Here is a 26869-nt window from a genome sequence, read left to right on the forward strand (position 1 = left end):
GTGTAGCGCGGCGAACCGCGCCGGCACGGTTTAGCTGTCAGGATTGTGCCACATCGCCCCGCATCGGGGCCTCGAAGCATGACTCGAAGCACGAAGGGCACCACCGTGGGTATCGAAAGAGTGGGAATCGAATTCGCTCGCTCCGAGCGGTCGACGGTGGGGATCGAGTGGGAACTCGCCCTGGTCGACCGCGCGACCGGAGACCTCGTGTCGATCGCCGACGAGGTACTCGACGCTCTCAGGGGGCCGGACGGCTCCCCACACCCGCACATCACCGGAGAGCTCCTCCTGAACACCGTTGAGCTCGTTTCCGGGGTGCACCACACCGTGGCCGGCGCTGTCGGCGACGTCGCCGGGCAGGTCGCCGAGGTGCGTGCCATCACCGACCCTCTGGGCGTCGACCCGATCTGTTCGGGTTCACATCCGTTCGGGCAATGGTTCGACCAGCAGGTCACCGATAAGAAGCGGTACCACAAGCTCATCGACCGCACCCAGTGGTGGGGTCGCAACATGATGATCTGGGGCATTCACGTGCACGTGGGCATCGAGGACCGCGACAAGGTCATCCCGATCCTCAACGGCCTACTGAGCTTCGTGCCGCACCTGCAGGCGCTGAGCGCGTCCAGCCCGTTTTGGGCCGGGGTCAACACGGGCTACGCCTCCAACCGCGCCCAGATGTTCCAGCAGCTTCCGACGGCCGGTTTGCCTTGGCGCCTCGAGGACTGGGCCGCGTGGGAGGAGTACGTCAACGACCTCACGGTGACCGGAATTATCGAGGACGCCTCCGAAGTGCGCTGGGACATCCGCCCGTCGCCGCGCTGGGGCACCATCGAGGTGCGCGCCTGCGACGGAGTATCGACGGTGGAAGAGCTCGGGGCGATCGCCGCGTTCATTCAGTGTGTGGTCGAGTGGATGTCGACGGAGATCGACGAGGGCCGGCCGGTGCCCACCATGCAGCCCTGGTTCGTGCGTGAGAACAAGTGGCGGGCGGCCCGGTACGGGCTGGCGGCCGAGATCATAGTGAGCTCCACCGGCACCGAGCGGATGGTCACCGACGAGGTGCGCCGCCTCGTCGAGGTGCTCTCCCCCACCGCCGAGCGCCTCGGCTGCCTGACCGAGTTGCTGCAGTTGAACCTGATCCTCGACCACGGTGCCAGCTATCAGCGTCAGCTGGCCGTGGCGGCCACACACAACGGTGACCTCCCCGCCGTGGTCGCCGCCCTCAGCCGCGAGCTCCGCGAGGGTCTGCTCCCGCCGGCCCCACCCTCGCGAACCGGGAATTAAGCACCAAAGACTCGCGAATTCTGGGGCTTTTCTCACGGTTCGCGGATGCCATGACCGGGGCGGGGTGAGTGTCGGTGGTAGGTGAGACGATCTCAGCATGAGTATCGCTGACGAGGTACTACCGCCAGCTCCGGACGATGACGACTACTCTCCGGAGCCCACCCTGGACGACCGTGTCCAGACCGATCTGGTCCGGCACACCGAACGGATCGCGGCCGATGACCGCCTCATCGCCCGGGCCCAGGCCCGCCGTATCGAGCACCTGCTGGACCTGCAGGACTGGAGCGAACAACCCCAGGTCGCCTCCCGGTTGCACGGCCACCCGGCGAACATCCGCCTCGCCGACGACAACGCGGCCAGCATGACCGAGGACCAGGCCCGTGCCGCCGCGTACAACCGGTGGGACGACCGGGAGGTCGCCCGTCGCACGATCGTGAGTGAGACGGCGTGTCTGACCCGGGTGGCCGAGCGCACCATCGACCGGCAACTGGACGAAGCCCGATTCCTCAGCTCCTACGCACCGGCCACGTTCGCGGCGTTCTCGAGAGGCGAGATCAGCTACCGGCATGCCACGACCCTCATCGGGCAGCTACTCACCCTGCCCGATGGGGGCCAGGCGGCGTTTGAAGAGAAGGTGCTGCCCGACGCGAAACGCCTGCCGGTGGGCCGGTTCCGTGACAAGGCCCGCCGGCTGCGGGAGAGACTGCACCCGGAATCGATCGTGACCCGGCACCGGAACGCGCTGGCAGACCGGCGTTCGTACTGGGAGGCCGCCCCGGATGGAATGGCCTGGTTGCACTGGTACGGCACCGCCCACGACACCAAGGCCGCCTACGACCGCATCAACACGATGGCCGTGCGGCTCAAGCACCTCGACGACCCGAGCCCGGCCGACCAAACGGATGACGCCAGCAGCAACGGCGCCGCCTTCGGCATCGCGCAGGACCCGGCCGACGACTCCCCGACCCGCACCCTCGACCAACTCCGCGCCGACATCACCGCCGCCCTGCTGCTGGACGGCATCACGCCCGACGGGATGGGCGCCGGCATCCGCGGCACGGTCATGGTCACCGTGCCCGTGCTGACCCTGCTGGGCGTGGACGAGGAACCCGCCACCCTCGAGGGCTACGGGCCGATCTCGCCGGAGGTCGCGCGGGAGATCGCCGGGCACGCACCGAGCTTCACCCGGCTACTGACCCACCCGGAAACCGGGGTGGTGCTCTCACTGGGCAAAACCCAGCACAAGAACACCAAGGCCATGAAGAAATACCTGCGGGTGCGCGATGAAACCTGCCGATTCCCGGGCTGTTCCCGACCCGCGGTGACCAGCGACGTCGACCACACCGACCCCTGGGCCGGCGGCGGCAACACCGACAGTGACAACCTCGCCCACCTCTGCGAACCCCACCACCGACTCAAACACCTCTCCCAGTGGCGGGTCACGCAGGAACCAGGTGGGATCCTGCACTGGACCTCACCGGGCAAACGCAGCTACCGCACCGACCCCGCCAACCCGATCGGCCCACCCCGACCCCGACCACCGGTCGCCGGGCCGAAAACCCGGAAGCGACCCGCCGACGAGACCTACCTGATGCCCCGGCAGCGGCCGACCCGGAAGCCGACCCCGCCGGTGCCCGAAAACCCGCCGTTCTGACCCGACGAGGACAGGCCACCTCACCGGGCCTATATCAGGCGTTTTTGCTGTCGCGCCAGGCGAGCCAGTCCTCCACGGGCGCGAGATCGTAGGCGGGACCGGAGATTCCGAGGGTGAACAGGGTGGTGCCGAGTCCATAGAGTTCGTCGGCTTCCTCGGTGGTTTTGCCGCGCAGTTCGGTGGAGATTTCAATCTCACTGACGTCACGCCCGACGATGTCGCACCAGGTGCCCAGGACGCCGAGTTTGTGGGTGAGGACCTCTGGGGTGGAGAACGAGTGCCAGATGTCGGCGTGCTGCGCCACGATACGCAGCGTCTTCTTCTCACCCGCACCGCCGATGAGTACCGGGATGTCGCGAACCGGCGCCGGGTTGAGCTTGTCCCAGCGAGCCTCGATGCGAGGCAGGTCTGCGGCGAGGGCGTCCAGGCGGGTGCCGACGGTACCGAAGTCGTAGCCGTACTCGTCATAGTCGCGTTCGAACCAGCCCGAGCCGGTGCCGAAGATGAAGCGGCCGCCGCTGATGTGGTCGATGCTGCGGGCCATGTCCGCCTGCAGGTCGGCGTTGCGGTAGCTGTTGCAGTTGACCAGTGCGCCCATCTCGATGACGCTGGTCTGTTCGGCCCAGGCGGCCAGCAGGGTCCAGGATTCGAAGTGCAGCCCCTCCGGGTCGCCGGAGAGCGGGAAGAAATGATCCCAGTTGAAGGCGACGTCAACGCCGAGGGCTTCGACCGCCGCAACGGTGTTCCGGATCGACGTGTAGTCGGCGTGCTGCGGGGCGATCTGCACGCCGAGGCGCACGGGGCGGGGCTGGGGAGAGGTCATTGCAAGATCCTAATCCCCGGCCACACCCATTTCGGCGACGCCGGCATGCGACATCCGGGCGCTTTAGCGGCCGAGCATCTTCTGCAGTGCCGCCATCTCCTCGGCCGACGGTCCGCCGGCCTTGGCTCCGCCGCCCAGACCGAAACCTGAGCCGCCGGCGGCGGGAGCGCCGCCGACCTTTTCACCGGAGGCGATTGCCGCATTCTCCGCGGCACGCTTGGCCGGGTTGCCCGACTTCGAGCCCTTCTTTTTCTGCTGCACCTGGGGACGCTTGCCGCCCATACCGCCGGGGATCGGACCCATGCCGGGGATGTTGGGCATGCCGCCCTTGGCCACGGTCTTCATCATCTTGGCGGCCTGTTCGAACCGCTGCACGAGCTGGTTCACCTCGGTGACGGTCGACCCGGAACCGCGCGCGATGCGGAGGCGCCGTGAACCGTTCAGGAGCTTGGGTGTGACCCGCTCGGCCTTGGTCATCGACTGGATGATCGCTTCGGTGCGCACGATCTCCCGCTCGTCGAAGTTGTCCAGCTGCTGCTTCATGGCGCCGGCGCCGGGCAGCATGCCCATCATCTTCTTGATCGAGCCCATGTTGCGCAGCTGCTGCATCTGGCCGAGGAAGTCGTCGAGGGTGAAGGTGTCGGTGGAGAACTTCTCCGCGATCTTGCGCGCTTCGTCCTCATCGAACGCACCCTGAGCCTGCTCGATCAGTGTGAGGATGTCGCCGAGGTCGAGGATCCGGCTGGCCATGCGGTCGGGGTGGAACGGTTCGAAGTCGTCCAGGCCCTCTCCCGTGGACGCGAACATGATCGGTCGGCCGGTGATCGACGCCACCGACAGTGCCGCACCACCGCGGGCGTCGCCGTCGAGCTTGGACAGCACGACACCGGTGAAGTCGACGCCGTCCTGGAATGCACGGGCCGTCGCCACTGCGTCCTGACCGATCATGGCGTCGATGACGAAGAGCACCTCGTCGGGGTCGATGGCCTTGCGGATGTCCGCGGCCTGCTTCATCATCTCGGCGTCGACGCCGAGACGTCCTGCGGTGTCGACGATGACCACGTCGTGCAGCTTCTGCTGAGCGAACTTGACGCCGTCGCGGGCCACCTTGACCGGGTTGCCGACGCCGTTGCCGGGCTCGGGGGCGTACACGGGCACACCCGCCTGCGCTCCGACGACCTCGAGCTGGGTGACGGCGTTGGGACGCTGCAGGTCGGCGGCGACCAGGATCGGCGTGTGGCCGTCCTTTGCCAGCCACTTGGCGAGCTTGCCGGCCAGGGTGGTCTTACCCGCACCCTGGAGACCGGCGAGCATGATGATGGTCGGCGGCTTCTTCGCGAATTCCAGGCGGCGCTGCTGGCCACCGAGAATCTGGATGAGCTCCTCGTTGACGATCTGCACGACCTGCTGGGCCGGATTCAGCGCCTTGCTGACCTCGTCGCCGAGGGCGCGTTCGCGCACCTTGCCGGTGAAGTCCTTGACCACTTCAAGCGCCACGTCGGCGTCGAGAAGGGCGCGCCGGATCTCGCGGACGGTGCCGTCGACATCCGCGGCGCTGAGCTTGCCCTTGGTGCGGAGATTTTTAAACGTCTCGGCGAGGCGATCTGAGAGGTTTCCAAAAGTAGCCATTGTGGTCTTAGTTTAACCGATCAATCGTTCGACAGCGCGCACCGCACTGGCCCGCCGGGCGGCGACGGTGGCGGGATCCGGCGCCCGGGCGGCGGCCAGGGCGGCGGCAGGCTCGTGGATCCAGCACGAGACGATCCCGAACACGAGGGCGTTGAGGTGGTCGGGGTCCCAGGATGCGTCGACGCTTCCGCACGCCTGCAGTGCGATGACCGCGCGGACCCGCTCGGCGTGGAAATCCTCGACGAGGGCCAGCGGCGGGTTGATCAGGTCCTGGCCCTCCAGATTGGCCCAGTCGATCATCCGCAGGTACTCCGGATGCGCGACCGAGTAGTCGTAGAGTGCGCCCGCGAACTCGGGCAGGGACTCCCCTGCGCCCGGCTCCACCGCGCTCGCAAACTCGATCAGGTTCAGTTCCAGGACCGCGCTGAAGAGGTCCGCCTTGTGCCGGTAGTAGGCGTAGAGGCGCTCCTTACTGGCCGAGGCGTTGCGGGCGATCCGGTCGATGCGGGCACCAGCGAGCCCGTAAGCGGCGAATTCCACCCTCGCGGCCTCGAGGATGCGCTGACGTGTGGGCGCTGGCTCCGTCGGCGGCAGCCCGGACGGTGAATCGACTCTTTTCATGCCAACAGTGTAACAAAACGAACTAGTTCGTTTGGTATAGTTCTCGGCATGTCACAATCGAGCGCGACCGGCGTTTCCCCGGTTTCCACCCCTCCATCGCCCGACTCCTCTACCGAAGCCCACGCTCACCACCCCCGCCGGTGGTGGCTGCTGGCCATCGTGGCCCTCGCCCAGCTGACCGTCGTACTCGACGGCACGATCGTCAACATCGCCCTCCCTCACGCCCAGAGCGACCTCGGCATGAGCGACGGCGACCGCACCTGGGTCGTCACCCTCTATGCCCTGGTCTTCGGCGCGCTGTTGCTCCTCGGCGGCCGCATCGCCGACTACTGGGGCCGCAAGCGCTCCTTCGTCGTGGGCATGGCCGGCTTCGCGGTCGCCTCCACGCTCGGCGGCATGGCGCAGAGCACCTGGGAACTCCTGGCCGCCCGCGGCCTGCAGGGCCTGTTCGCCGCGCTACTGGCCCCGGCCTCGCTGGCCCTGCTCACGGTCAATTTCCCCGGTGGCAAGGACCGCATCAAGGCCTTCTCGGTCTACGGTGCGATCGCCGGCGGTGGCGCCGCGGTGGGCCTGGTGCTCGGCGGGGTGCTCACCGAGTACGCCAGCTGGCGCTGGTGCCTGCTTGTGAACGTGCCGATCGCGATCATCGCCATCGCCGCGGCCATCCCGATCATCCGGGAGAGCAAGGCCCACGGCAACACCCGGTACGACGTGCCCGGCGCGATTCTGGTTGCTCTCGGACTCGGTTCGCTGGTCTTCGGATTCGCCCAGGCCGAGAACGGCTGGTCGGCCTGGCAGGTCCTCGTCTTCATCCCGCTGGGCGTCGTGCTCCTGGGCCTCTTCGTGCTCGTCGAGAGCCGGTCCAACCACCCGCTGCTGCCGCTGCGGATCCTGGCCGACAAGGTGCGCGGAGGCGCGTTCATCACCGGCACGCTCACCGGCGCCGCGCTGCTGGGCGGCCTGCTCTTCCTCACCTTCCACCTGCAGATCGTGCTGGGCTTCTCGCCGCTGGAATCCGGACTGGCCTCCCTGCCGATGACCGCGACGATCATGGTCGGCGCCACTGTGCTGTCCAAGTTCCTGCCCCGCATCGGCGTTCGCGTGCCGATGACCGTGGGACCTGTCATCGTGGCCGCCGGGCTGTTCTATCTCTCCCGCATCACCGTCGACGGCAGCTATGTCGTTGAGGTGCTGCCCGGCCTCATTCTGATGGGTGCGGGCCTGGCGATGATCTTTGTGCCACTGCAAAACGTGGCACTGGCCGGCATCGACGCCCACGACGCCGGCGCCGCCAGCGCCGCGGTCACCGCCGTGCAGCAGATCGGCGGATCGATCGGCTCCGCGGTCTTCACAGTGCTCTACACCTCGGCCATTGCGGCCTCGCTGGCCGGCGGCGACGGCACCCCCGTCGCCCAGCTGGAGGCCTTCGTCGACGGCTATCAGGCCGCCTTCTTCTGGGCCGCCGTGGGCGTGTTGGTGGCCGCCCCCGTCGCGTTCTTCATGGTGCGCCCGAAGCCGGAGGACCTGCTCGGCACCGAGTCGGCCATGCACCTGGGCTGAATCGCCACGCTCCGCACACATCGAAGGCCCCCGGATCGCTCCGGGGGCCTTCGGTATGTGACGAGGCCGAATATCAGCTGTCGGCGGCGATCACGATGGTGTCGCCGTGTACGTCCAGGGTCACAACGAGCAGGGCATCGGTCTCGTGCGGGCTGATCGAGTAGTCGAGCACCGCGAAATGCTGGTCGTTGCCGACGTGATGCGGGTGGAACCCGATGCGCTGCAACTGGAGAGAGCGCAGGTAATCGATCTGCTTGTCCCCGGAGTCCCAGATCAGGGCGTCCTCGAGCACCTCGGCGTCCAGCTCCTCGAACTGCGCGACGATGAACTGGCTGGTGACCGAGACCTCGGCGCTCAGGTCGGCGACGAGTGATTCGCGAGCCTGCGAATCGAGGTCTTCCAGGGCGTTGATCATGGCCGCGACGATATCGAGGGCCTCAACCGACACCGAGTCTTCGTCGGGTGAGCTCACGTCGATTTCGACGTTCTGGTCACCCAGCTCAGCGGTATCGGACCAGTACACCTCGCCGCTGTCGTCGTCGCTGCCGAGGATTCCGAAAAAGTCATGTTCGATGGTCATGAGGGGCGTCCTATCCGACGAGTTTTTGTGCGAAAACGTGCGGGGTGAAACCGGTGAGGTCGTTGATTCCCTCACCCTGCCCGACGAGTTTGATGGGGATTCCTGTTTTTTCCTGAACGGCGAGGACAAAACCGCCCTTGGCCGACCCGTCGAGCTTGGTCAGCACGAGGCCGGTCACCCCGGCGTGCTCGATGAATGCCTCCGCCTGCGCGAGACCGTTCTGGCCGGTCGTGGCATCCAGCACCAGGAGCACCTCGGAGATCGGGGTCTGCTTCTCGATGACCCGACGGATCTTGGTGAGCTCATCCATCAGCCCGCCCTTGGTCTGCAACCGGCCGGCGGTGTCGATGATCACGATCTCGGTACCCGTGCTGACGGCACGTTCGACGGTCTGAAAGGCAACGGATGCCGGGTCCTGGCCCTGGGCCTGCGGTTTCACGATGTCCGCGCCGGCCCGTTCCGCCCAGGTGGCGAGCTGCTCCACAGCGGCGGCACGGAAGGTGTCGGCGGCCCCGATCAGGACGCTGCGGTCGTGGACGCGCAGGAACTTGGCGAATTTTCCGATGGTGGTGGTCTTCCCCACCCCGTTGACACCGACCACGAGCACCACGGCAGGCCGGGCGCTGAGGTTCAGCGTGGGATCGAGCTTCGCCAGGCGCTCCTCGATGCCCTCGCGGAGCATCCGGTGCAGGTCCTTGGGGTCCGTGGTGTTGTACCGCGACACCTTGGCGCGCAGCTCTGCCACGATCGCATCGGTGATGTCGGGGCCGAAATCGGCCTGGATCAACGAGTCCTCGAGGTCATCCCAGGTATCGGCGTCGATGGTTTTCTTCGCGAACACTCCGCGCAATGCGCCGGAGAGGGACCACGGGGTGCGTTCTGCCATGCCCCTAGCCTATGGCTCGGCTGCCGACCCCGCCGTCGACGCCGGGCACCAGTGCGCACCGCGACACCATATTCACTCGGGGCGTCGGCCGCGCCTTCGTGACGCCCCGCTACGGAGCGTGACCGGCTGTGACGCCTCGCCATGACGTTGCGGCGCAGGCTCGGTAGATTTCCCAGCACGCCGCGCAGCCTGGCGGAGCAGCGCCCGCGTTCAACGAGGAGGACCTCAGTGCCACAGAGCCAGACCACCCAGCCGCAGACCGAGGCCGGCCATCGTCCGCGACCCGCCTCCCGGCCGAACGGCCAGTGGAAAGTCGACGGCACCGAGCCGCTCAACGGCAACGAGGCCTGGAAGCAAGTAGACAACGGGCTGAACGTGCGCGAGCGGATCGAGAAGATCTATTCCCGAGACGGGTTCGACTCCATCGAAAGCACGGACCTGCACGGCCGGTTCCGTTGGTGGGGCCTCTACACTCAGCGCAAGCCCGGTATCGACGGCGGAAAGACCGCGACCCTCGAACCCCACGAACTCGAAGACGCCTATTTCATGCTGCGGGTGCGCATCGACGGCGGCCAGCTCAGCACCGGCCAGCTGAGGGTCATCGGTCAGATCTCCGAGGAATTCGCCCGGGACACCGCCGATCTCACCGACCGGCAGAACATCCAGCTGCACTGGATCCGGGTCGAGGACGTTCCCGAAATCTGGCGCCGCCTCGAGGCCGTCGGCCTGCAGACCACCGAAGCCTGCGGCGATGTGCCTCGCGTGGTGCTCGGCTCCCCCGTCGCCGGCATCGCCGTCGACGAACTCCTCGACCCGACCGACACGATCGCCGACATCACGGCGCGGTACATCGGGGTCCCCGAACTCGCGAACCTCCCCCGCAAGTTCAAGACCGCTCTGACCGGGCACCCGAGCCAGGATGTTGTGCACGAGATCAACGACGTCGGCTTCGTCGCCCTGCGGCATCCGGAGCTCGGCCTCGGTTACGACCTCTGGGTGGGTGGCGGCCTCTCGGCCAACCCCCGGCTCGGCGAGCGCCTGGGTGCCTTCGTCTCACCCGAGAAGGTCGCCGACGTGTGGCTCGGCGTTGCCTCCATCTTCCGCGACTACGGGTACCGGCGCCTGCGCAACAAGGCCAGGTTGAAGTTCCTGCTGGCGGACTGGGGGCCGGAGAAATTCCGTCAGGTCCTTGAAGACGAGTATCTGTTCGAGGCACTGCCCGACGGCCCGCCCGCCCCGACGCCGACCCAGCACGGTGACCACATCGGCGTGCACAAGCAGGTCGACGGCCGGTTCTACATCGGTGTCACCCCGTTTGTCGGCCGGGTCTCCGGCACCATGCTCACACGACTCGCCGACCTCCTCGAGCAGCACGGCTCCGGGCGGCTGCGCACCACGCCGCACCAGAAACTCGTACTTCTGGACATCCGAGAAGAAGACGTCGAACCGCTCATCACCGCCCTCGACACGCTCGGCCTCGCCGCCCGCCCCAGCCTGTTCCGCCGTACGACCATCGCCTGCACCGGCATCGAGTTCTGCAAGCTCGCCATCGTCGAGACCAAGCAGACCGCGACCGACGCCGTTCTCGAACTCGAGAAACGCTTGGCCGGCATCGACGTGCCGCAACCGATCAGCCTGCACGTGAACGGCTGCCCCAACTCCTGCGCCCGCATCCAGACCGCCGACATCGGCCTCAAAGGCCAGCTCCTCGCCGACGGGAACGGCGGCCAGGTCCCCGGTTTCCAGGTGCACCTCGGCGGGGGCCTGGCCTCCGTCGGCCGCGATGAGGCCGGCCTCGGCCGCACCGTGCGTGGTCTCAAGGTCACCGCAGACGACCTCGCGGACTATGTGGAGCGCATCGTCCTCCGTTTCCTGGCCGACAGGGGTGACACCGAGACCTTCGCGGTCTGGGCGCACCGCGCAAACGAGGAGGCTCTGTTATGAGCAGCACCGGCACTCCCACGAGCACCCGCCGCTCCCCCGACGAGCTGCGCGCCCTGGCCGCGGCCGGCGCTGCCGAGCTGGACGAGGCATCCGCCGACGAGGTCATCGCCTGGGTGGCCCGCAACTTCGGCGCGGAGGCCGCCGCGGTCGCCTGCTCGATGGCCGACGCCGTGCTCCCCCACGCCGTGTCCCGGCGACTGCCCGGCGTTGACGTGCTTTTCCTCGACACCGGCTACCACTTCGCCCAGACCCACGACACCCGGGGCGACGTGGCCAGGCTGCTGCCCGTACGCATCGTCGACGTGCTGCCCGAGCGCACGGTGACCGAGCAGGACGCCGAGCACGGTTCCGAGCTGTTCGCCAGGGACCCGAACCTGTGCTGCGCGCTGCGCAAGGTCGATCCCCTGCACCGGGTGCTCGGTGGCTACGAGGTCTGGTTCACCGGCGTACGCCGCGACGAGGCGCCCACCCGGGCGAACACGCCGCTGATCGCCTGGGACGAACGTAACGGCCTCGTCAAGGTCAATCCGCTCGCCGCCTGGAGCTTCGAGGACATCCTGGACTACGCCGGCACGCACAACGTGCCGATCAATCCGCTGATGGCCCAGGGCTACCCCTCCATCGGCTGCGCGCCGTGCACCAAACCCGTCGCCGAAGGCGACGATCCCCGATCCGGACGCTGGGCCAGCCTGGCGAAGACAGAATGCGGACTCCACCTGTGAACGCTCTCCCCGCCCCCACCATCGACCGCGCCATCGACCGCGCCGCTTCCACCGACAGCACCGGGTTGAGCCAGCTCGACGTGCTCGAGAGCGAGGCGATACACATCATCCGTGAGGTGGTCGCCGAGTTCGAACGCCCCGTGCTGCTGTTCTCCGGCGGCAAGGACTCGGTGGTCGTGCTGCACCTGGCCGCGAAGGCGTTCTGGCCGGGGAAGGTGCCGTTCCCGCTCCTGCACGTGGACACCGGGCACAACTTTCCCGAGGTCCTCGAGTTCCGTGACGAGACCGTGGCCCGTCTGGGTCTCCGCCTCGAGGTGGCCAGGGTGCAGGACTATATCGACGACGGCCGCCTGACGGAACGCGCCGACGGCACCCGCAACCCCCTGCAGACGTTGCCGCTGCTCGACGCGATCGCCGCCGGCCGCCACGACGCCGTCTTCGGCGGTGCCCGCCGCGACGAGGACAAGGCCCGTGCGAAGGAGCGCATCCTCTCGCTCCGCGACGAGTTCGGCCAGTGGGACCCGCGCAACCAGCGCCCCGAACTCTGGAACCTCTACAACGGCCGCCACACTGTGGGCCAGCACGTACGGGCGTTCCCGATCAGCAACTGGACCGAGCTCAACGTCTGGCGTTACATCGAGCGGGAGGGCATCAGGCTGCCCCCGCTGTACTACGCGCACGAGCGCGAGGTCTACCGTCGCGACGGCATGTGGCGCGCCGTCGGCCCGGTCAGCGCCCCGCTGGCCAATGAGACCGTCGTCTCGCGCACGGTCAGGTACCGCACCGTGGGCGACATGAGCTGCACCGGCGCCGTCGACTCCGACGCCGCATCCGTGCAGGACGTCGTACGCGAAATCGCCGTGAGCACCATCACCGAACGCGGCGCGACCCGCGCCGATGACCGGATCTCAGAAGCCGCCATGGAAGATCGCAAGAAGGACGGGTATTTCTAATGACTCAGGTACAGCTCGAACGTTCAGAGGGCACCCTCTTCAGATTCGCGACCGCCGGTTCCGTCGACGACGGCAAGTCCACCCTGGTCGGCCGGCTGCTGCACGATTCGAAGGCGATCCTCGCCGACCAGCTCGACACCGTCACCCGTACCTCCACCGAGCGCGGCTTCGGCGGCGCGGCCGGCGGCATCGATTTTGCGCTGCTCACCGACGGGCTCCGGGCCGAGCGCGAGCAGGGCATCACCATCGACGTTGCCTACCGGTACTTCGCCACCGATCAGCGCTCGTTCATCCTGGCCGATTGCCCCGGCCACGTTCAGTACACCCGCAACATGGTCACCGGCGCCACCACGGCGGATGCCGTCATCATGCTCATCGACGCGCGCAAGGGCGTGCTCGAACAGACTCGAAGGCACCTGTCCGTCGTGAAACTGCTGCGGGTGCCCCACATCGTCATCGCGGTGAACAAGATCGATCTGCAGGATTACGACGAGGCCGCGTTCGGCGCTGTCGCCGCGGCCGTGCGCCGGGTCACCGACGAGCTGGGGTTGGGCGCTGTGCACGTCATCCCGGTTTCGGCCCTCGTGGGCGACAACGTCGTCGAGAGGTCGCCGAACACGCCCTGGTACGACGGCCCGAGCCTGCTCGAGCTGTTGGAGACCCTGCCCGCCGCTGACGACGTCGCCACGAATGTGGAGTCGTTCAGGCTGCCGGTGCAGCTCGTGCTGCGCCCCCAGGGCGCCGTCGCCGTTGCGCCGGAAGACGCCGCGGACTACCGCGACTACCGGGCGTACGCCGGCCAGGTGGCGTCAGGAACCGTGCGGGTGGGCGACACCGTCACGGTGACCCCCGGCGGCGCCAGCACCGTCGTGACCGGCATCGACTTCGCCGGAATCGCACTTGACGAGGCCGTGGCACCGCAGTCGGTCGCCCTGCGGCTGCGCGACGACCTCGACATCGCCCGCGGCGCCGTCATCGGCACGGCCGGCACCATGCCCGAACCCGTGAAGGAGCTGGCCGCCGACCTGTTCTGGCTCGACCCCCGGGCCCTGCAGCCCGGCGCCCGGGTGCTGGTCAAGTTCGGCACGCACACCGTGCAGGCCATCGTCGGAACCATCACCGGCCGGCTCAACCTGGACACCCTGGACCTCGAAGTCGCTCCAGCGCTCGAGATCAACGACATCGGACAGGTCACCGTGCGGCTGTCCGCCGCCCTCCCGGTGGAAACCTACGCGGCGAACCGAAGAGCCGGCGCGTTCCTGGTGATCCAGCCGCAGGATGGCGCGACACTGGCCGCCGGAATCGTGACGGCTGCCGGGACCAATGCCAGGACGGTTGCCGGGACTGCTGCCGGAACCGGAGGGCAGGCATGAGCGCCCGCACCGCCCGTCCGGCCGGCCGCCTCCTGTTGGCCGCCGCCCTGATTCCAGTGCTGCTGGGCGGATGCTCCGTCTCCCGCAGTGCCGCGGAACCGGCCGGGCCGGCCGCCGAGCTCCGATTGGGCTACTTCGACAACGTCACCCACGCCCCGGCACTGGTCGGGCTGGATCAGGGGCTGCTGGCGGATGCGCTCGGCAACACCACGCTGACCACCCAGGTCTTCGGCGCCGGCCCCGCCGCCATCGAAGCCCTCAGCGCCGGGGCCATCGACGCGGCCTACCTGGGCCCCAACCCCGCGGTGAACAGTTTTGTGCAGAGCGCCGGCCAGTCGGTTCGGATCGTGGCCGGGGCCACCAGCGGCGGGGCCGCGCTGGTCGTGCGACCCGGAATCACCGACGCGAGCGACCTGGCTGGAACCACGATCGCCAGCCCGCAGTTGGGCAACACGCAGGATGTCGCGCTGCGCTCCTGGCTCGGCGAGCAGGGCTACTCGACAAGCACCACCGGCGGCGACGTCGACGTGGATATCGCCCCGACCGACAACGCCCAGGCCCTCACCCTCTTCCAGAGCGGCAAGATCGACGGCGCGTGGCTCCCCGAACCCTGGGTGTCCAGGTTCATCCTCGAGGCCGGTGCCACCGTCCTCGTCGATGAGGCCTCGCTCTGGCCGGACGGCGCGTTCCCGACCACGGTGCTGGTGGTGGGGACCGACTTCCTGGCCGCGCATCCGGAAACCGTGCAGGATCTCGTCGCCGGCCACACGGCATCAGTCGACTGGCTCACCGCCAACCCCGACCAGGCCGCCGCCGCGATCAACCGCACCCTCGTTGCGGACACCGGAACGCCGCTGCCGGACGCAGTTCTCGCCCGCGCCCTCACCGGCGTGACGTTCACGACCGACCCGCTCGCGGCGGCCTTCCCTCCATTGCTGCAGGCCGGAGTCGACGTCGGCACCGCCAAAACCGGGAGCCTGGACGGGCTCTTCGACCTGGCACCGCTGAACAGGGTCCTCACGGCGGCCGGCGGGCAACCGGTCGCCGCTGCCGGGCTCGGAACCGAGTAATCGTGCAGACCGTCACCGACACGCCCCAGGCACCGACCACGCAGCCTCTCGGTGTGACTCCGGCAATCCGCATCGACTCACTCGGCAAACGGTTCGGACCGACCGGCCCTGTCGTTCTGGACAACATCACCCTCACCGTGGCAACCGGCGAGTTCCTCTGCCTGCTCGGCGCCTCCGGCTGCGGCAAATCCACCCTGCTCAACATCATCGCCGGTCTCGAACACCCGACCGAGGGCACGGTCACCGTGACCAGCGGCAACGCGGCGGTGATGTTCCAGGAGTCGGCGCTCTTCCCGTGGCTGACCGCCGGACGCAACGTCGAACTCGCTCTCAAGCTCCGGGGGGTGCCCAGATCCCAGCGCCGCGCCCAGGCCCTGGAGCTGCTCGACCTCGTCAACCTCGCCGATGCCGCCCAGAAACGCCCGCACGAGCTCTCCGGCGGCATGCGCCAGCGAGTGGCCCTGGCCAGGGCCCTCGCCCAGGACCGCAAGGTCCTACTGATGGACGAACCCTTCGCGGCCCTCGACGCCATCACCCGGGACCTGCTGCACGAGGAACTGGAGCGGGTCTGGCGGGAGACCGGCCGCACCATCATCTTCGTCACCCACAACGTGCGCGAGGCCGCCCGGCTCGGCCAGCGGGTGGTGCTCATGTCCTCTCGCCCGGGCCGCATCGCCAACGAATGGCGCATCGACGACACCGGGACCCGGCGGATCGAGTCCCCCGAGGTGTCCCGCCTGGCCATCGAGATCACCGACCAGCTACGAGAGGAGATCCGCCGCAATGCTGCCTGACACCAAGCTGCACAGTTCTTCCGCCGCGCCCCGCAGCGTCGGTGATCACGACGAGCTCCGACGCCTCGAATCAGGTTTGGACGCCCTCCAGACCGTGCCCTTGACCGAGAAGGGCCGCTGGCGCCGGTTTCTCGGCGGGGTGCTGCCACCGGTCCTGCTGGTGGTGGCGCTGATCGTGGCCTGGCAGTTCTACACCGTGATCGCCCAGCCCCGACCCGACCTGGCACCGGGCCCGGTGAACGTGGCCGGGTCGCTTGTCGAGCAGTGGAACGACGGCCGACTGCAGCAGGCGGTTCTCACCAGCCTGTCCCGCGGCGGAGCCGGCTTCCTCATCGCCGTCGCGATCGGTACACCGCTCGGGCTGCTGCTGGCCGAGTGGCGGCTGCTCCGGCGTGCCCTCGGGCCGCTCCTGTCCGGTCTGCAGGTGCTGCCGTCCGTGGCCTGGGTGCCCGCCGCGATCATCTGGTTCGGCCTGACCGACGCCACCGTCTACTTCGTGGTGCTGATGGGCGCCGTCCCGTCGATCGCGAACGGGCTGGTCTCCGGCATCGACCAGGTTCCCCCGCAGCTGCGCAAGGTCGGCACCGTGCTGGGCGCCTCCCGCATCGAACTCGCCACCCTGGTCGTGCTCCCGGCCGCCCTGCCCGGGTACTTCTCCGGGCTCAAACAGGGGTGGGCCTTCGCCTGGCGGTCCCTGATGGCTGCGGAGATCATCGTGGTAGGCGGCTCGATCGGATTCGGGCTCGGCACCATGCTGCAGCAGAGCCGGGAACTCGCCGACCTTTCCGCGGTGCTCGCGACCATCCTGGTCATCCTCGCCGTGGGCATTCTGGTGGAACTGACCGCCTTCGCCCCGCTCGAGCGCCGGCTCCTGCGCCGCCGTGGCCTCACCCCCGGCGCGCGCCGGTAGGCGAACCAGGACCCACCGATTCACCCCACCCCGTCACGCACGTCCGACCCCGCTCTTTCGAAAGGCCACTCATGACCCGGACGCCCTCCGCGCCCCAGCCACTGCGCGTCGCCATCATCGGCGCCGGCCCCGCCGGCATCTACGCCGGCAACATCCTCGGCACGGCCGTGCGGGCGACCGGCGGTGAGGTCGGCATCGACCTGTTCGACACCCTGCCCGCCCCCTACGGCCTGATCCGCTACGGCGTGGCCCCCGACCATCCCCGCATCAAGGGCATCGTCACCTCCCTGCACGAGATGCTCGATGCCGGCACCATCAGGTTCCTCGGCAACGTGGGCTACGGCACCGACCTGAGCCTGGCCGACCTGCGCCGGCACTACCACGCCGTCATCTTCGCCACCGGGGCGATCCGCGACGCCGACCTGCCGATCCCCGGCATCACCCTGCCCGGATCCTACGGAGCGGCCGACTTCGTCTCGTGGTTCGACGGGCATCCGGATGTGCCGCGGGACTGGCCGCTGGACGCCACCGACATCGCGGTGATCGGCAACGGCAACGTGGCCCTCGACGTGGCGCGGATGCTGGCCAAGCACCCCGCCGACCTGCTCAGCACCGACGTCCCCGCCAACGTGCACGACGGCCTGGCGGGCTCGCCGGTCACCGACGTGCACGTCTTCGGCCGGCGCGGTCCCGGCCAGGTGAAGTTCACCCCGATAGAGCTGCGCGAACTCGGCGATATCCCCGACGTCGACGTGATCGTCTACGAGGAGGACTTCCCCAGGGACGCCGACTCCGAGGCCCGCCTGGCCGCATCCAGCAACCAGGTCAAGGTGATGAGCCGCACCCTGAACGGCTGGCTCACCCGGGAGCCCACCGGAGCGCCCCGGCGGTTGCACCTGCACTTCCTGCACAGCCCGGTAGAGGTCTACGGCACCGACAGAGTCGAGGGGATGCGCTTCGAACGCACCACGCCGACCGGCGACGGGGGCGTGCGCGGCACCGGGCAGATCCTCGACTACCCGCTGCAGGCCGTCTACCGCGCGGTCGGCTACCGCGGCAGCGCGCTGCCCGATGTGCCCTTCGACGACGCCCGCGGCGTCATCACCAGCGACGAAGGCCGCGTCATCGACGAGCACGGCACGCCCCTGCCCGGGCTCTACACCACGGGCTGGATCAAGCGTGGCCCGGTCGGGCTGATCGGCCACACCAAGGGCGACGCACTGGAGACGATCACCCACCTGGTCGAGGACCTGGCACTGCTGCCTGAACCGGCCGACCCCGCCCAGGACGCCGTCCTGCGACTGCTCGGCGAGCGCGGCATCCGCTACACCACCTGGCCCGGCTGGCTGGCCCTGGACGCCCACGAACGGGCCCTCGGCGATGCCGACCTGTCGGAGGTGACCCGGGAACGGGTGAAGGTCGTGCCCCGCGACGAGCAGGTGCTGATCGCCGCCGAAGTCTCGCTGGTGTCCTCGTGACCTATGTCATCGCGCTGCCTTGCGTGGACGTGAAGGATCGCGCCTGCGTGGACGAGTGCCCGGTCGACTGCATCTACGAGGGCGAACGGTCCCTGTACATCCACCCCGACGAGTGTGTCGACTGCGGCGCCTGCGAACCGGTCTGCCCGGTGGAGGCCATCTACTACGAGGACGACCTGCCCGAAGCCTGGTCCGACTATTACCGGGCCAATGTGGACTTCTTCGTCGAGCTCGGCTCCCCCGGCGGCGCCGCGAAAACCGGTGTGCTCGGCTACGACCACCCGGTCATCGCCGAGCTGCCTCGCCAGGGCGCACTCGGTGGCTGAGGCCCTGGAGCACGACGACCAGGACCGCTACGACTGCGTCGTGATCGGCGCCGGTCCTGCCGGCCTCTCGGCGGCGCTGAACCTGAGCAGGGCCCGCCTCACCGTGCTCGTCATCGACAGCGACCGGCCCCGGAACGCGGCGACCATGATCTCGCACGGCTTCCTCACCAGGGACGGGGTCCCTCCGCACGAGCTGCGCCGGCTGGCCAGGGCAGAGGTCGAGGGCTATCCAGGCGCCCAGATCTTGCGGCGTACCTCGGTGCGCGCGGTCCGGCGAACCCGCGAGCTGTCCGAGGAGGACGACTCGCACCCGTTCACCGTGACGCTCGGAAGCCCGTCAAGTGCCGGTCGAACCGTGGCCAGCCGCGCGGTGCTCGTGGCCACCGGGCTGCGCGAGACGCTTCCGGATGTTCCCAACATCCGCGGGTTCTATGGCATGAGCCTGTTCAGCTGCGCCGCCTGCGACGGCTACGAGCTGGGTGATCAACCGCTGGCCCTGATCGGCGAGACCGAGGACCTGTTCGCCCGGGCGCTCCTGGTCTCCCAGTGGACCCGCACGCTGACGGTGTTCACCAACGGCGCACTCTTCAGCGACGAGACCGGCGCCGTCTCCGCCGGCCAGGAACGGGTGCTGCGCGGGCGCGGCATCAGCGTCGAACGACGCCGCATCACCGACCTCGAAGGCGACCGGGGGCGGCTCGCCTCGGTGTGGGTGTCTGGCGGTGACCGGATCCCGGTCACCGGCGGGTTCGTGCGGCCGCTCTGGCATCCCGCCGTGGAGTTCCTGACCGGGCTGAACGTCGCCGGGGACGCGCACGCCCAGTTGCTCACCGACCGCAACGGGCGCACCAGCGTGCCGGGGCTCTACGCCGCCGGGGACGTCGCGGCGCCCGGACCCCAGCAGCTGATCGTGGCGGCCGGCGCCGGTGCCCGCACGGCCGCGATCATCAGCCAGGACCTGCTGGGGGTAAGCACCGCACACTGACAGGTGCACCGGCGCCCGGGGTGGCGGGCCGCCGCGGTGCTGGGTATCGTCACGGTAGTCGCCGCGCGGGTCGGCCTTGCGTCGGTGAAAGCATCGCCCGTCGAAAGGACGCCCATGAGCACCCCACCACAGCCCATGCAATCGCCGGCGTCCGGCGCGCATCCTGCCCTCATCGCCCTCAGCGGGATTCTCGAAGGCGCTCTGGTGCTGCCCGGCGAAGCAGGCTGGGACGACGCCCGCGCCCCGTGGAACCTCGCCGTCGACCAGCAGCCGAGCGCCGTCGTGCGGCCGCGCTCTGTGCGCGACCTCAGGCAGGTCATCGTCGCGGCCAGGGAGGCCGGCCTGGGAGTGACCGTGCAGCCGCGGGGGCATGGCGCCGCCGCCGACCTCGCCGGCCAGATCCTCGTGCGCACCAGTGCCTTCGACGAGGTCACCGTGAATGTCGTCGCCCGGTTCGCACGCGTCGGCGCCGGCGTGCCCTGGGTCACCCTGCTCAACCGTCTCGACGGCACCGGCCTGATCGCTCTGGCCGGCACCAACCCCGACGTCAGCGTCACGGGGTACCTGCTCTCCGGCGGGCACTCCTGGTTCAGCCGGTGGCAGGGGCTGGCCGCGCACTCGATTCGAGCCGTCGAGCTGATCGACGCCACCGGGGTGCTGCGCCGCGTCACCAAAGACAGCGACCCGGATCTGCTCTGGGGCCTGCGAGGCGCCGGCGGGCTTTTCGGCGTGGTGACCGCCCTGGAGATCGAGCTGTACCCGGCGGCCGACCTCTTCGGCGGCAAGATCCTGTTTCCCGCCGAATCGGCCGAGGTGGTCTTCGGAGCCGCGGCCGACATCCTGCTGGATGCGCCGCCGGAACTGAGCCTGTTCCTGGGCCTGATCAACCTGCCCGACGTCGAGCAGGTGCCCGAGCTTCTGCGCGGGCGGAGCTTCACCCAGGTTGATGCGGTTTTTGTGGGGTCGGAAGCGGCGGGGAGCGCCCTGCTCGCTCCGCTCGTGTCGATCGCCCCGGTCATCGCCAACCTGTGCCGGCCGTTCTCGATCGGCCAGCTGGGCGAGGTATCCGGTGAACCGCAGGAACCCTCGGCGACGCTGGACTGGTCCAGGACCGTCAGCGATCTCGACACCGCCACCATCGCGAGCCTCGTCGAGGCGTTCCACACCGCGAGCTACGCCGGACTGTCCCTGCTGCAGCTGCGGCCGCTGGGCGGGTTGATCGGCGACCCGACGGTCGGCGCCGACGGAGTCGTCGGCCACCTCGACGCCGGGTTCATGCTCTTCGCGGCGGCGATCCTGCCGCCGGGCGCGCCGGTTCCGGCCGCCTCCGACCGCCATCTGGTGTTCCAGCCGCTGGAGGACACCGTGCATGCCGTGGGTGTGCCCCGCATCGTGCCGACGATGCTCGCGGCCGGCCAGGATCTGGGCGTGGCGTTCACGCCGGAGGATCTGCAACGCCTGGCCGGGATCAAGGCGAGGGTCGACCCGGAGAACCTGTTCCGCAGCAACCGGCCGCTGCCGGCCTAGCCGAGACGTAGCGACACGAGACGTGGCTCAGGACGCCTGTTCCGTCTCACGCACGATGCGCTGGCCGACCACAGCGGACACTCCGTCCTGCCGCATCGAGACGCCGTACAGCGCATCCGCGATTTCCATGGTGCGCTTCTGGTGGGTGATGACGATGAGCTGGCTGGTGGCCCGCAGATCCTCGAAGATGGTCAGCAGCCGGCCCAGATTCGCGTCGTCCAGCGCGGCCTCGACCTCGTCCATGATGTAGAACGGGCTCGGCCTGGCCTTGAAGATCGCGATGAGCAGGGCCACAGCGGCCAGCGACCGTTCGCCGCCGGAGAGCAGCGACAGCCGCTCGATCTTCTTGCCCGCCGGCTTCACCGACACCTCGATCCCGGTGGTGAGCATGTTCGCGGGGTCGGTGAGCTGGATGCTGCCGCTGCCACCGGGGAACAGCACCGGGAACACCTCGGCGAAGGCCGCCTGGGTGTCTTCGAAAGCGCTGGCGAAAATGGTCCCCATCTTCACGTCGATGTCCTCGATGATGGTCATCAGATCGGCCCTGGTGGTGGTGAGGTCGGTGAGCTGCTCGGTGAGGAATAGGTGGCGTTGTTCCAGCGCCGCGAATTCCTCGAGCGCGAGCGGGTTGATCCGCCCCAGACGGGCATACTTGCGTTCGGCGGCCGCCAGGCGCGCCCGTTGCTCCTCCCGGTCGTACGGCGTGGCCGATGAGGCCTCGCCGTCGGCGGGCACGAGCTGGTCCGGGCCGTATTCGCCGACGAGGACGTCCTCCACCAGGCCCAGTTCGCTGGCGGCGCGCTCGAGAAGCGCCGACAACTGCAGTTTTTTCTCGTAGATCGCCAGTTCGAGGCCGTGTACGTTTTCCGTGATGGCCTGCAACCGGCTGCGCAGTTCGCTCTCGGCCCGACGGAGGGTGCTCAGCTCGTCGTTCTGGCTGGTCCGTTCGGCCTCGGCGACGGCCAGCCGCTGCCGCGCCTGGGCCACGGCGCCGTCGACCGACGCGAGCACCGCCGGCAGCGCGTCGGCAACGGCGGATGCTGCATCCACCTGCCGGCGGCGGAGAACGGCCCGGCGGGCGGCGGCGTCCGCCTCGGCCCGGTCGGATTCGAGTTGCCGGGTCAGGGAGAGAACGCGGGCCTGGCCGCCACGCAGGCGCTCTTTGGCGGTATCCACCTGCAGACGCGACTCGATCTCGGTCTCCCTGGCCCGCTCGAGTTCTGCGTACAGGGCGTCGCGGGCGGTGACGTCGAGGATGGGCCGCGGCGTGGAGCGTCTGATGTCCAGAGCGGCGGCTGCTTTCCTGGCGGCGCTCTCGGCCTCGGCGACTCCTGAGGAGGCGAGCTCGGCCGCGGCCGACAGCCTGTCAAAATCCGCGGCCGCGGCGTCGACCTGCACGGTCAGTCGGTTGCGCCGGTCCGCGCGGGCGGCCGCCAGGGTGTTGTGCTCGCGGAGCCGGGCCTGGGCCGACCTGGACCGGTCCCGAGCGCCGGCCAGGAGGGTGCGCTGTTCGCCGAGATCGCCGGAGACGATGCCGAGCAGGCTCGTCACCTCGGCCAGTCGGTGCGCGGCCTCGTCACGTTCGGTGACGAGTTCCAGTTTGCTGGGGGCGGCACCGGAGCCGCCGCGCAACGCGTGGGCGGTGAGCACATCCCCCGCGCGGGTGATGATGGTGGCTGTCGATCCCTGCCCAGACGAGGCCAGGGCATCGGATGCCGCGACGGCGGCGGTCAGATCGTCGACGATGAGGGTGCCCTCGAGCAGCCCGAGCACGCCGGGCGGTGCGTCGACGACGGTGTGCGCGGCCACGACTCCCGGCAGGCCGGAGAGGTCCGGTTGAGCAGCAGACCCGGCGGACCCGGCGTCGGCGGCCCCGGCGAGCACCAGTTCCACCCGGCCGAGGTGTAGCGCGTCTGCGTGTCCGACCGCGGCGACCGCGGCATCCCGGTCATCGGCGGCCACGGCATCGGCGAGGGAGCCGAGCGCCGCCGCGACGGCGCGCTCGAAACCGGGGCGCACGCTCATGACCTCGGCGACCAGACCGCGGATGCCGGCCAGGTCGGCTTCGAGGAGGGCCGAGGAACCGTCTTTTTGGCCGAGTGCCAGGGTGAGGGCGCTCGTGCGGGCCGCCAGCGCATCCCGTTCCCGCTCCTGGCCGTGCAGGAGCTCGCGGAGCCGCTCGATCTCGGCCTCGGCCTGCGACACCTCGGCCTGGGCTAGGTCCACGACCTCGTCGAGGTCGACATCGTTCGCCGCGTCGTCGGCGTCCTCGTCGAGGTCGGCCAGCTGCTGGCGGGATGCGGCGAGTCGATCGCGGGCGGAGTCGAGGGCATCCTGCTGGCGCAGCACCTCCCCGCGCACAGCGGCCAATCGGGACGCCGCGGTGTCGGACTCGCCGGCGAGCTGGGACACCTCGAGGTCATGACGGGAGACGAGGGCGGACTGTGCTGCGATCTCGTCGTCGACGGCGTCCAAGTCGCGGCGCACCGAGGCCGTCGTGGTGCGTGCCCTGGCCCAGACGTCCTCGGCCGTCGCGATGCCCGCCCGCAGGCGGTCCACTTCCGCCGCGGCATCCTCGACCCGCTGCGGGGTGACGCTCGAGGCCCGTTCGACAGGTTCAGCCTGGGCGCCCAGCAGGGCGAGCCGCTGGTTGGCGAGGGTGTACAGCCCGCGCAGCCGTTCCTGGGCGGATTCAAGGGCGAACGCCGTGCGCCGGGCGATGTCCACGGCATCGCCTACCTGCGCGTCCTCCAGCCGGCGCACCCGCACCTGGTTGTGGTCGAGCTGTTCCTGGACCACCAGGCGTTCGGAGTGCCGTTCGCTTTCGGTGCGGCCGTGGGCGTCAAGGGCCCTGCGCAGCACGATCACATCATCGGCGAGCAGCCGCGCCCGCGCGTCCCGCACGGTGGCGGCGATCTGCTGGGCCTGCCTGGCCACCTGAGCCTGTTGGCCGAGCGGCTTGAGCTGCCGGCGGATCTCCCCGGCGAGGTCGCTGAGCCTGGTGAGGTTGGTCTGCATGGCCTCGAGCTTGCGCACGGTCTTTTCCTTGCGGCGACGGTGCTTGAGGATTCCGGCGGCTTCCTCGATGAAACCGCGGCGTTCCTCCGGGCTGGCGCGCAGCACGGCATCCAACTGGCCCTGGCCGACGATGACGTGCATCTCCCGGCCGAGACCGGAGTCGCTGAGCAGCTCCTGCACGTCGAGCAGCCGGCAGGTGCGGCCGTTGATGGCGTACTCGCTGCCGCCGTTGCGAAACAGGGTGCGCGAGATGGTCACCTCGGCGTATTCGATGGGCAACGCCCCGTCGCTGTTGTCGATCGACAGGATCACCTCGGCGCGGCCAAGCGGTCCCCTGGTGGAGGTGCCGGCGAAGATGACGTCCTCCATCTTGCCGCCACGGAGCGTTTTCACCCCCTGCTCGCCCATCACCCAGGCCAGGGCGTCAACAACGTTGGACTTGCCGGAGCCGTTGGGACCCACGACGCAGGTGACGCCGGGTTCGAACGCGAAGGTCGTCGACTGCGCGAAGGACTTGAAACCTTTGAGGGTGAGGCTCTTCAGGTACAACCCGCTCGTCCTTCCCGCTAAAGTGTCTGACTCAGTCCACGGTACCGGACCGCCGCTCGTTTACTGGGATCTGACCGCCTCGAGATCCCCCGGGAGTGTGTCAGTTCCGCGACACCGGGTCTAGGCTCTGCGGACATGGAGAGTCATTCGTTGGGCATCGATGAATTGAGCGTTCCGGCGGCGCCCGGCGCGACGGGTTGGCCGGAGTTCGTCGCGGCCGTCGACGTGCGCAACCGGGTGGAGGCCCACGCGTACGGCACCGGTGAGCTGGCCCAGTCGGCGGAGGAACTGCTGCCGGGCTACCTCACCCCCGAGCACTCTCCTCGTCGGATGTTCGTGGCCCGCGTCGCGGGGGCGATCGTGGGCCGGGCCGCCTACGAGACGCAGGCGGACCCGTCGTCGGAGTTCGCCTGGTTCACCGTCGAGGTCCTGCCCGAATGGCGGGGCCGGGGCATCGGCAGCGCACTGTTGGACGTCCTGGAGACCCTGGCCGCCGCCGAGCACCGCAGCAGCAGGGTGATCTACGCGGTTTCACCGCCCGGCCCCGGCGAACGCCTCGTCCCGCCCACGGGTTTCGGTTCGGTTCCGCTGGCCAACCCCGAGGTGCGTTTTCTGCTGCACAGGGGGTACCGGCTCGAGCAGGTGGAACGCGGCAGCCGGCTGCAACTGCCGGTGGACCCCGCCGTCCTCGCCCGGCAGCTCAGGGAGGCGGCGGCCCGCGCCGGCGAGGATTATGCGTTGCTGTCCTGGACCGGGCGCACCCCGGAGCGCTGGCTCGAGGACATGGCCCTGCTGTACACCCGCATGTCGACGGATGCCCCGACGGCGGGTCTGGAAGAGCCTGAAGACGTGTGGAGCGTGGAGCGGCTACGCAGCGAACAGGACGCGTACGCGGCAGGCCCTGGCCGGACGCTGGTGACCGCTGTCCTGCACCGGCCCAGCGGTCGCCTGGCCGGTTTCACCGAGCTGTCGGTGCCCGGCGACACCAGCCGGGCCGTGACCCAGGAGGACACACTGGTGCTTCGGGAACACCGCGGACACCGGCTCGGCATGCTCATGAAGCTGGCCAATCTGCAAAGCCTGGCCCGTGAGCATCCCCGGCATCCGGCGGTGACCACGTTCAACGCCGAAGAGAACCGCTACATGCTCGACGTCAACGAGGCGCTCGGTTTCGTTCCGATGGGCTACGAGGGTGCCTGGCGGAAGGTCAGCGCAGCCGCTGACAGCGCGGGCAGTAGTGCGACGAGCGGTTCATGAATTTGACCCGCACGAGGTCGGTGCCGCAGCGGGGGCAGGGCTTGCCGTGTTGCCCGTAGGCGTTGAGGCTGTGCGCGAAGTAGCCGGACTGTCCGTTGACGTTCACGTACTGGGCGTCGAAGCTGGTGCCGCCCTCGGCCAACGCCCGCAGCAGAATCGCGCGGACGGCGGTGAGTAGGCGGCGGGCGCTCGCCGCGGACAGCGTCGCGGCCGGCTGGTCGAAGTGCACCCGGGCGTCGAAGAGTGCCTCGTCCGCATAGATGTTGCCGATCCCGCTGACGACCTGCTGGTCGAGCAACACCCGTTTGATGCCTGACCTGGTGCGGGTCAGCGCTCGGTAGAAGGCCGGGGCGGAGAACGCCGGGTCGAGCGGGTCCCGGCCGATGTGCGCCACCTGGCTGGGGATGAGGCCGGACCAGGCCGGGAGCGCATCCGCGGTACCGGTGGTTGGCCGGCCTGGGGCCATGCCGGGCCCTGCGTAACCGGCCGACCGGCCGTCGTCGGTGGCCTGCATCGTGTCGACGGCCATGCTGCCGAAGATGCGCTGGTCCACGAAGTGCAGGGCCAGTTCACCGTGTTCGGGGTTCTGCAGGGTCAGGCGGATGCGCAGCAGCTTTTCCGGGGTCTCACCCGGGGTACGCAACAAAACCTGTCCGCTCATCCCGAGGTGGGCCACGATGGCCCGGCGCGCGCCCGACCCCGGCGCCTCCCCCGGTGCGACGGCCAGCGGGAACCAGAGGAACTTGCCCCGGCGCACGGCGGCCTCGATCCGGGCGCCGGTCACGAGCGCTTCGAAATCGCCGAGCGAGCGGTCGTGGCGACGAAGGGACCTCTCGTCGAAGATTTCGACACCCGTGATCGCGGCGCCGGACACGGCGGTTTCCAGGCCGGTCCGCACGACCTCGACTTCGGGAAGTTCAGGCACG

22 protein-coding genes are annotated in these 26869 nt (G+C 69.1%); 15 read left to right on the forward strand and 7 right to left on the reverse strand.

What is annotated here, in order from left to right; translation table 11 throughout:
* The first annotated feature begins 78 nt into the window (after window positions 1-78).
* Entirely contained in the window at window positions 79-1284 is a 1206-nt protein-coding gene (locus E3T22_RS01380; RefSeq protein ID WP_370028126.1) for a glutamate--cysteine ligase, read from the forward strand.
* Between the two features lie 97 nt (window positions 1285-1381).
* A complete protein-coding gene (locus tag E3T22_RS01385) occupies window positions 1382-2938 on the forward strand; it encodes an HNH endonuclease signature motif containing protein (RefSeq protein ID WP_134485908.1) in 1557 nt (518 codons plus the stop codon).
* A gap of 34 nt (window positions 2939-2972) precedes the next feature.
* Here E3T22_RS01385 and E3T22_RS01390 read toward each other — a convergent pair whose 3' ends face one another.
* The 3 genes from E3T22_RS01390 to E3T22_RS01400 all read right to left on the reverse strand — a co-directional run bounded on the left by E3T22_RS01390 (window position 2973) and on the right by E3T22_RS01400 (window position 6011).
* Window positions 2973-3761, reverse strand: coding sequence for an LLM class F420-dependent oxidoreductase (locus E3T22_RS01390; RefSeq protein ID WP_134480443.1), 789 nt, complete (start codon window positions 3759-3761; stop codon window positions 2973-2975).
* 63 nt (window positions 3762-3824) lie between these two features.
* Window positions 3825-5390, reverse strand: a complete 1566-nt coding sequence (gene ffh, locus E3T22_RS01395; RefSeq protein WP_088456479.1) for a signal recognition particle protein — start codon at window positions 5388-5390, stop codon at window positions 3825-3827.
* 12 nt (window positions 5391-5402) lie between these two features.
* The gene (locus E3T22_RS01400) at window positions 5403-6011 is read right to left on the reverse strand and encodes a TetR family transcriptional regulator (protein WP_134480444.1); all 609 of its coding nucleotides are present in this window, start codon (window positions 6009-6011) and stop codon (window positions 5403-5405) included.
* Window positions 6012-6059: 48 nt separating this feature from the next.
* Here E3T22_RS01400 and E3T22_RS01405 point away from each other — a divergent pair, with 48 nt between their 5' ends.
* The gene (locus tag E3T22_RS01405; protein WP_134480445.1) at window positions 6060-7571 is read left to right on the forward strand and encodes an MFS transporter; all 1512 of its coding nucleotides are present in this window, start codon (window positions 6060-6062) and stop codon (window positions 7569-7571) included.
* Window positions 7572-7644: 73 nt separating this feature from the next.
* Here the strand turns inward: E3T22_RS01405 and E3T22_RS01410 are convergent, their stop codons facing one another.
* Together E3T22_RS01410 and ftsY are read right to left on the reverse strand one after the other, a co-directional pair.
* The gene (locus tag E3T22_RS01410) at window positions 7645-8151 is read right to left on the reverse strand and encodes a DUF2004 domain-containing protein (RefSeq protein ID WP_088456482.1); all 507 of its coding nucleotides are present in this window, start codon (window positions 8149-8151) and stop codon (window positions 7645-7647) included.
* 10 nt (window positions 8152-8161) lie between these two features.
* The gene (ftsY, locus tag E3T22_RS01415) at window positions 8162-9037 is read right to left on the reverse strand and encodes a signal recognition particle-docking protein FtsY (RefSeq protein ID WP_103432061.1); all 876 of its coding nucleotides are present in this window, start codon (window positions 9035-9037) and stop codon (window positions 8162-8164) included.
* Window positions 9038-9178: 141 nt separating this feature from the next.
* Between ftsY and E3T22_RS01420 the strand changes: the two genes are divergently transcribed.
* The 11 genes from E3T22_RS01420 to E3T22_RS01470 all read left to right on the forward strand — a co-directional run bounded on the left by E3T22_RS01420 (window position 9179) and on the right by E3T22_RS01470 (window position 21119).
* Entirely contained in the window at window positions 9179-10981 is a 1803-nt protein-coding gene (locus E3T22_RS01420; RefSeq protein ID WP_103459990.1) for a nitrite/sulfite reductase, read from the forward strand.
* A complete protein-coding gene (locus E3T22_RS01425; RefSeq protein ID WP_088456485.1) occupies window positions 10978-11703 on the forward strand; it encodes a phosphoadenylyl-sulfate reductase in 726 nt (241 codons plus the stop codon). The genes E3T22_RS01420 and E3T22_RS01425 overlap by 4 nt, the downstream gene beginning before the upstream one ends.
* Window positions 11685-12656, forward strand: coding sequence for a sulfate adenylyltransferase subunit CysD (cysD, locus tag E3T22_RS01430; protein ID WP_134408341.1), 972 nt, complete (start codon window positions 11685-11687; stop codon window positions 12654-12656). Before E3T22_RS01425 ends, cysD begins: the two co-directional genes overlap by 19 nt.
* Complete coding sequence (locus E3T22_RS01435) at window positions 12656-14029, forward strand: sulfate adenylyltransferase subunit 1 (protein ID WP_088456487.1); 1374 nt, start codon at window positions 12656-12658, stop codon at window positions 14027-14029. The genes cysD and E3T22_RS01435 overlap by 1 nt, the downstream gene beginning before the upstream one ends.
* The gene (locus E3T22_RS01440; protein WP_088456488.1) at window positions 14026-15099 is read left to right on the forward strand and encodes an ABC transporter substrate-binding protein; all 1074 of its coding nucleotides are present in this window, start codon (window positions 14026-14028) and stop codon (window positions 15097-15099) included. Before E3T22_RS01435 ends, E3T22_RS01440 begins: the two co-directional genes overlap by 4 nt.
* Before the next feature lie 53 nt (window positions 15100-15152).
* Window positions 15153-15893: an ABC transporter ATP-binding protein gene (locus tag E3T22_RS01445; RefSeq protein ID WP_198414946.1), complete on the forward strand. Its 741-nt coding sequence runs from the start codon at window positions 15153-15155 to the stop codon at window positions 15891-15893.
* Entirely contained in the window at window positions 15883-16803 is a 921-nt protein-coding gene (locus E3T22_RS01450) for an ABC transporter permease (RefSeq protein WP_088456490.1), read from the forward strand. Before E3T22_RS01445 ends, E3T22_RS01450 begins: the two co-directional genes overlap by 11 nt.
* A gap of 71 nt (window positions 16804-16874) precedes the next feature.
* Window positions 16875-18281 (forward strand): FAD-dependent oxidoreductase, encoded by a 1407-nt coding sequence (locus tag E3T22_RS01455; protein WP_134480446.1) that lies wholly within the window; start codon window positions 16875-16877, stop codon window positions 18279-18281.
* On the forward strand, window positions 18278-18607 hold the full coding sequence (gene fdxA, locus E3T22_RS01460; RefSeq protein WP_088456492.1) for a ferredoxin: 330 nt from the start codon (window positions 18278-18280) through the stop codon (window positions 18605-18607). Before E3T22_RS01455 ends, fdxA begins: the two co-directional genes overlap by 4 nt.
* Window positions 18600-19592, forward strand: a complete 993-nt coding sequence (locus E3T22_RS01465) for an NAD(P)/FAD-dependent oxidoreductase (RefSeq protein WP_241983564.1) — start codon at window positions 18600-18602, stop codon at window positions 19590-19592. Before fdxA ends, E3T22_RS01465 begins: the two co-directional genes overlap by 8 nt.
* Before the next feature lie 114 nt (window positions 19593-19706).
* Window positions 19707-21119 carry an FAD-binding oxidoreductase gene (locus tag E3T22_RS01470; protein ID WP_088456494.1) on the forward strand — a complete coding sequence of 471 codons (1413 nt, stop codon included), beginning with the start codon at window positions 19707-19709 and terminating at the stop codon, window positions 21117-21119.
* 27 nt (window positions 21120-21146) lie between these two features.
* Here E3T22_RS01470 and smc read toward each other — a convergent pair whose 3' ends face one another.
* Window positions 21147-24686, reverse strand: coding sequence for a chromosome segregation protein SMC (gene smc, locus E3T22_RS01475; protein ID WP_134480448.1), 3540 nt, complete (start codon window positions 24684-24686; stop codon window positions 21147-21149).
* Between the two features lie 135 nt (window positions 24687-24821).
* On the opposite strand from smc, the gene E3T22_RS01480 reads away from it, so the two are divergent.
* On the forward strand, window positions 24822-25943 hold the full coding sequence (locus E3T22_RS01480) for a GNAT family N-acetyltransferase (protein WP_134480449.1): 1122 nt from the start codon (window positions 24822-24824) through the stop codon (window positions 25941-25943).
* Here E3T22_RS01480 and mutM read toward each other — a convergent pair.
* Window positions 25894-26868 carry a bifunctional DNA-formamidopyrimidine glycosylase/DNA-(apurinic or apyrimidinic site) lyase gene (mutM, locus tag E3T22_RS01485; protein WP_134408346.1) on the reverse strand — a complete coding sequence of 325 codons (975 nt, stop codon included), beginning with the start codon at window positions 26866-26868 and terminating at the stop codon, window positions 25894-25896. The two genes, E3T22_RS01480 and mutM, sit on opposite strands and share 50 nt — an antisense overlap.
* Window position 26869: the final 1 nt, after the last annotated feature.

The sequence above is a fragment of the Cryobacterium sp. TMB3-10 genome (assembly GCF_004402305.1).
GTDB lineage: Bacteria > Actinomycetota > Actinomycetes > Actinomycetales > Microbacteriaceae > Cryobacterium > Cryobacterium zongtaii.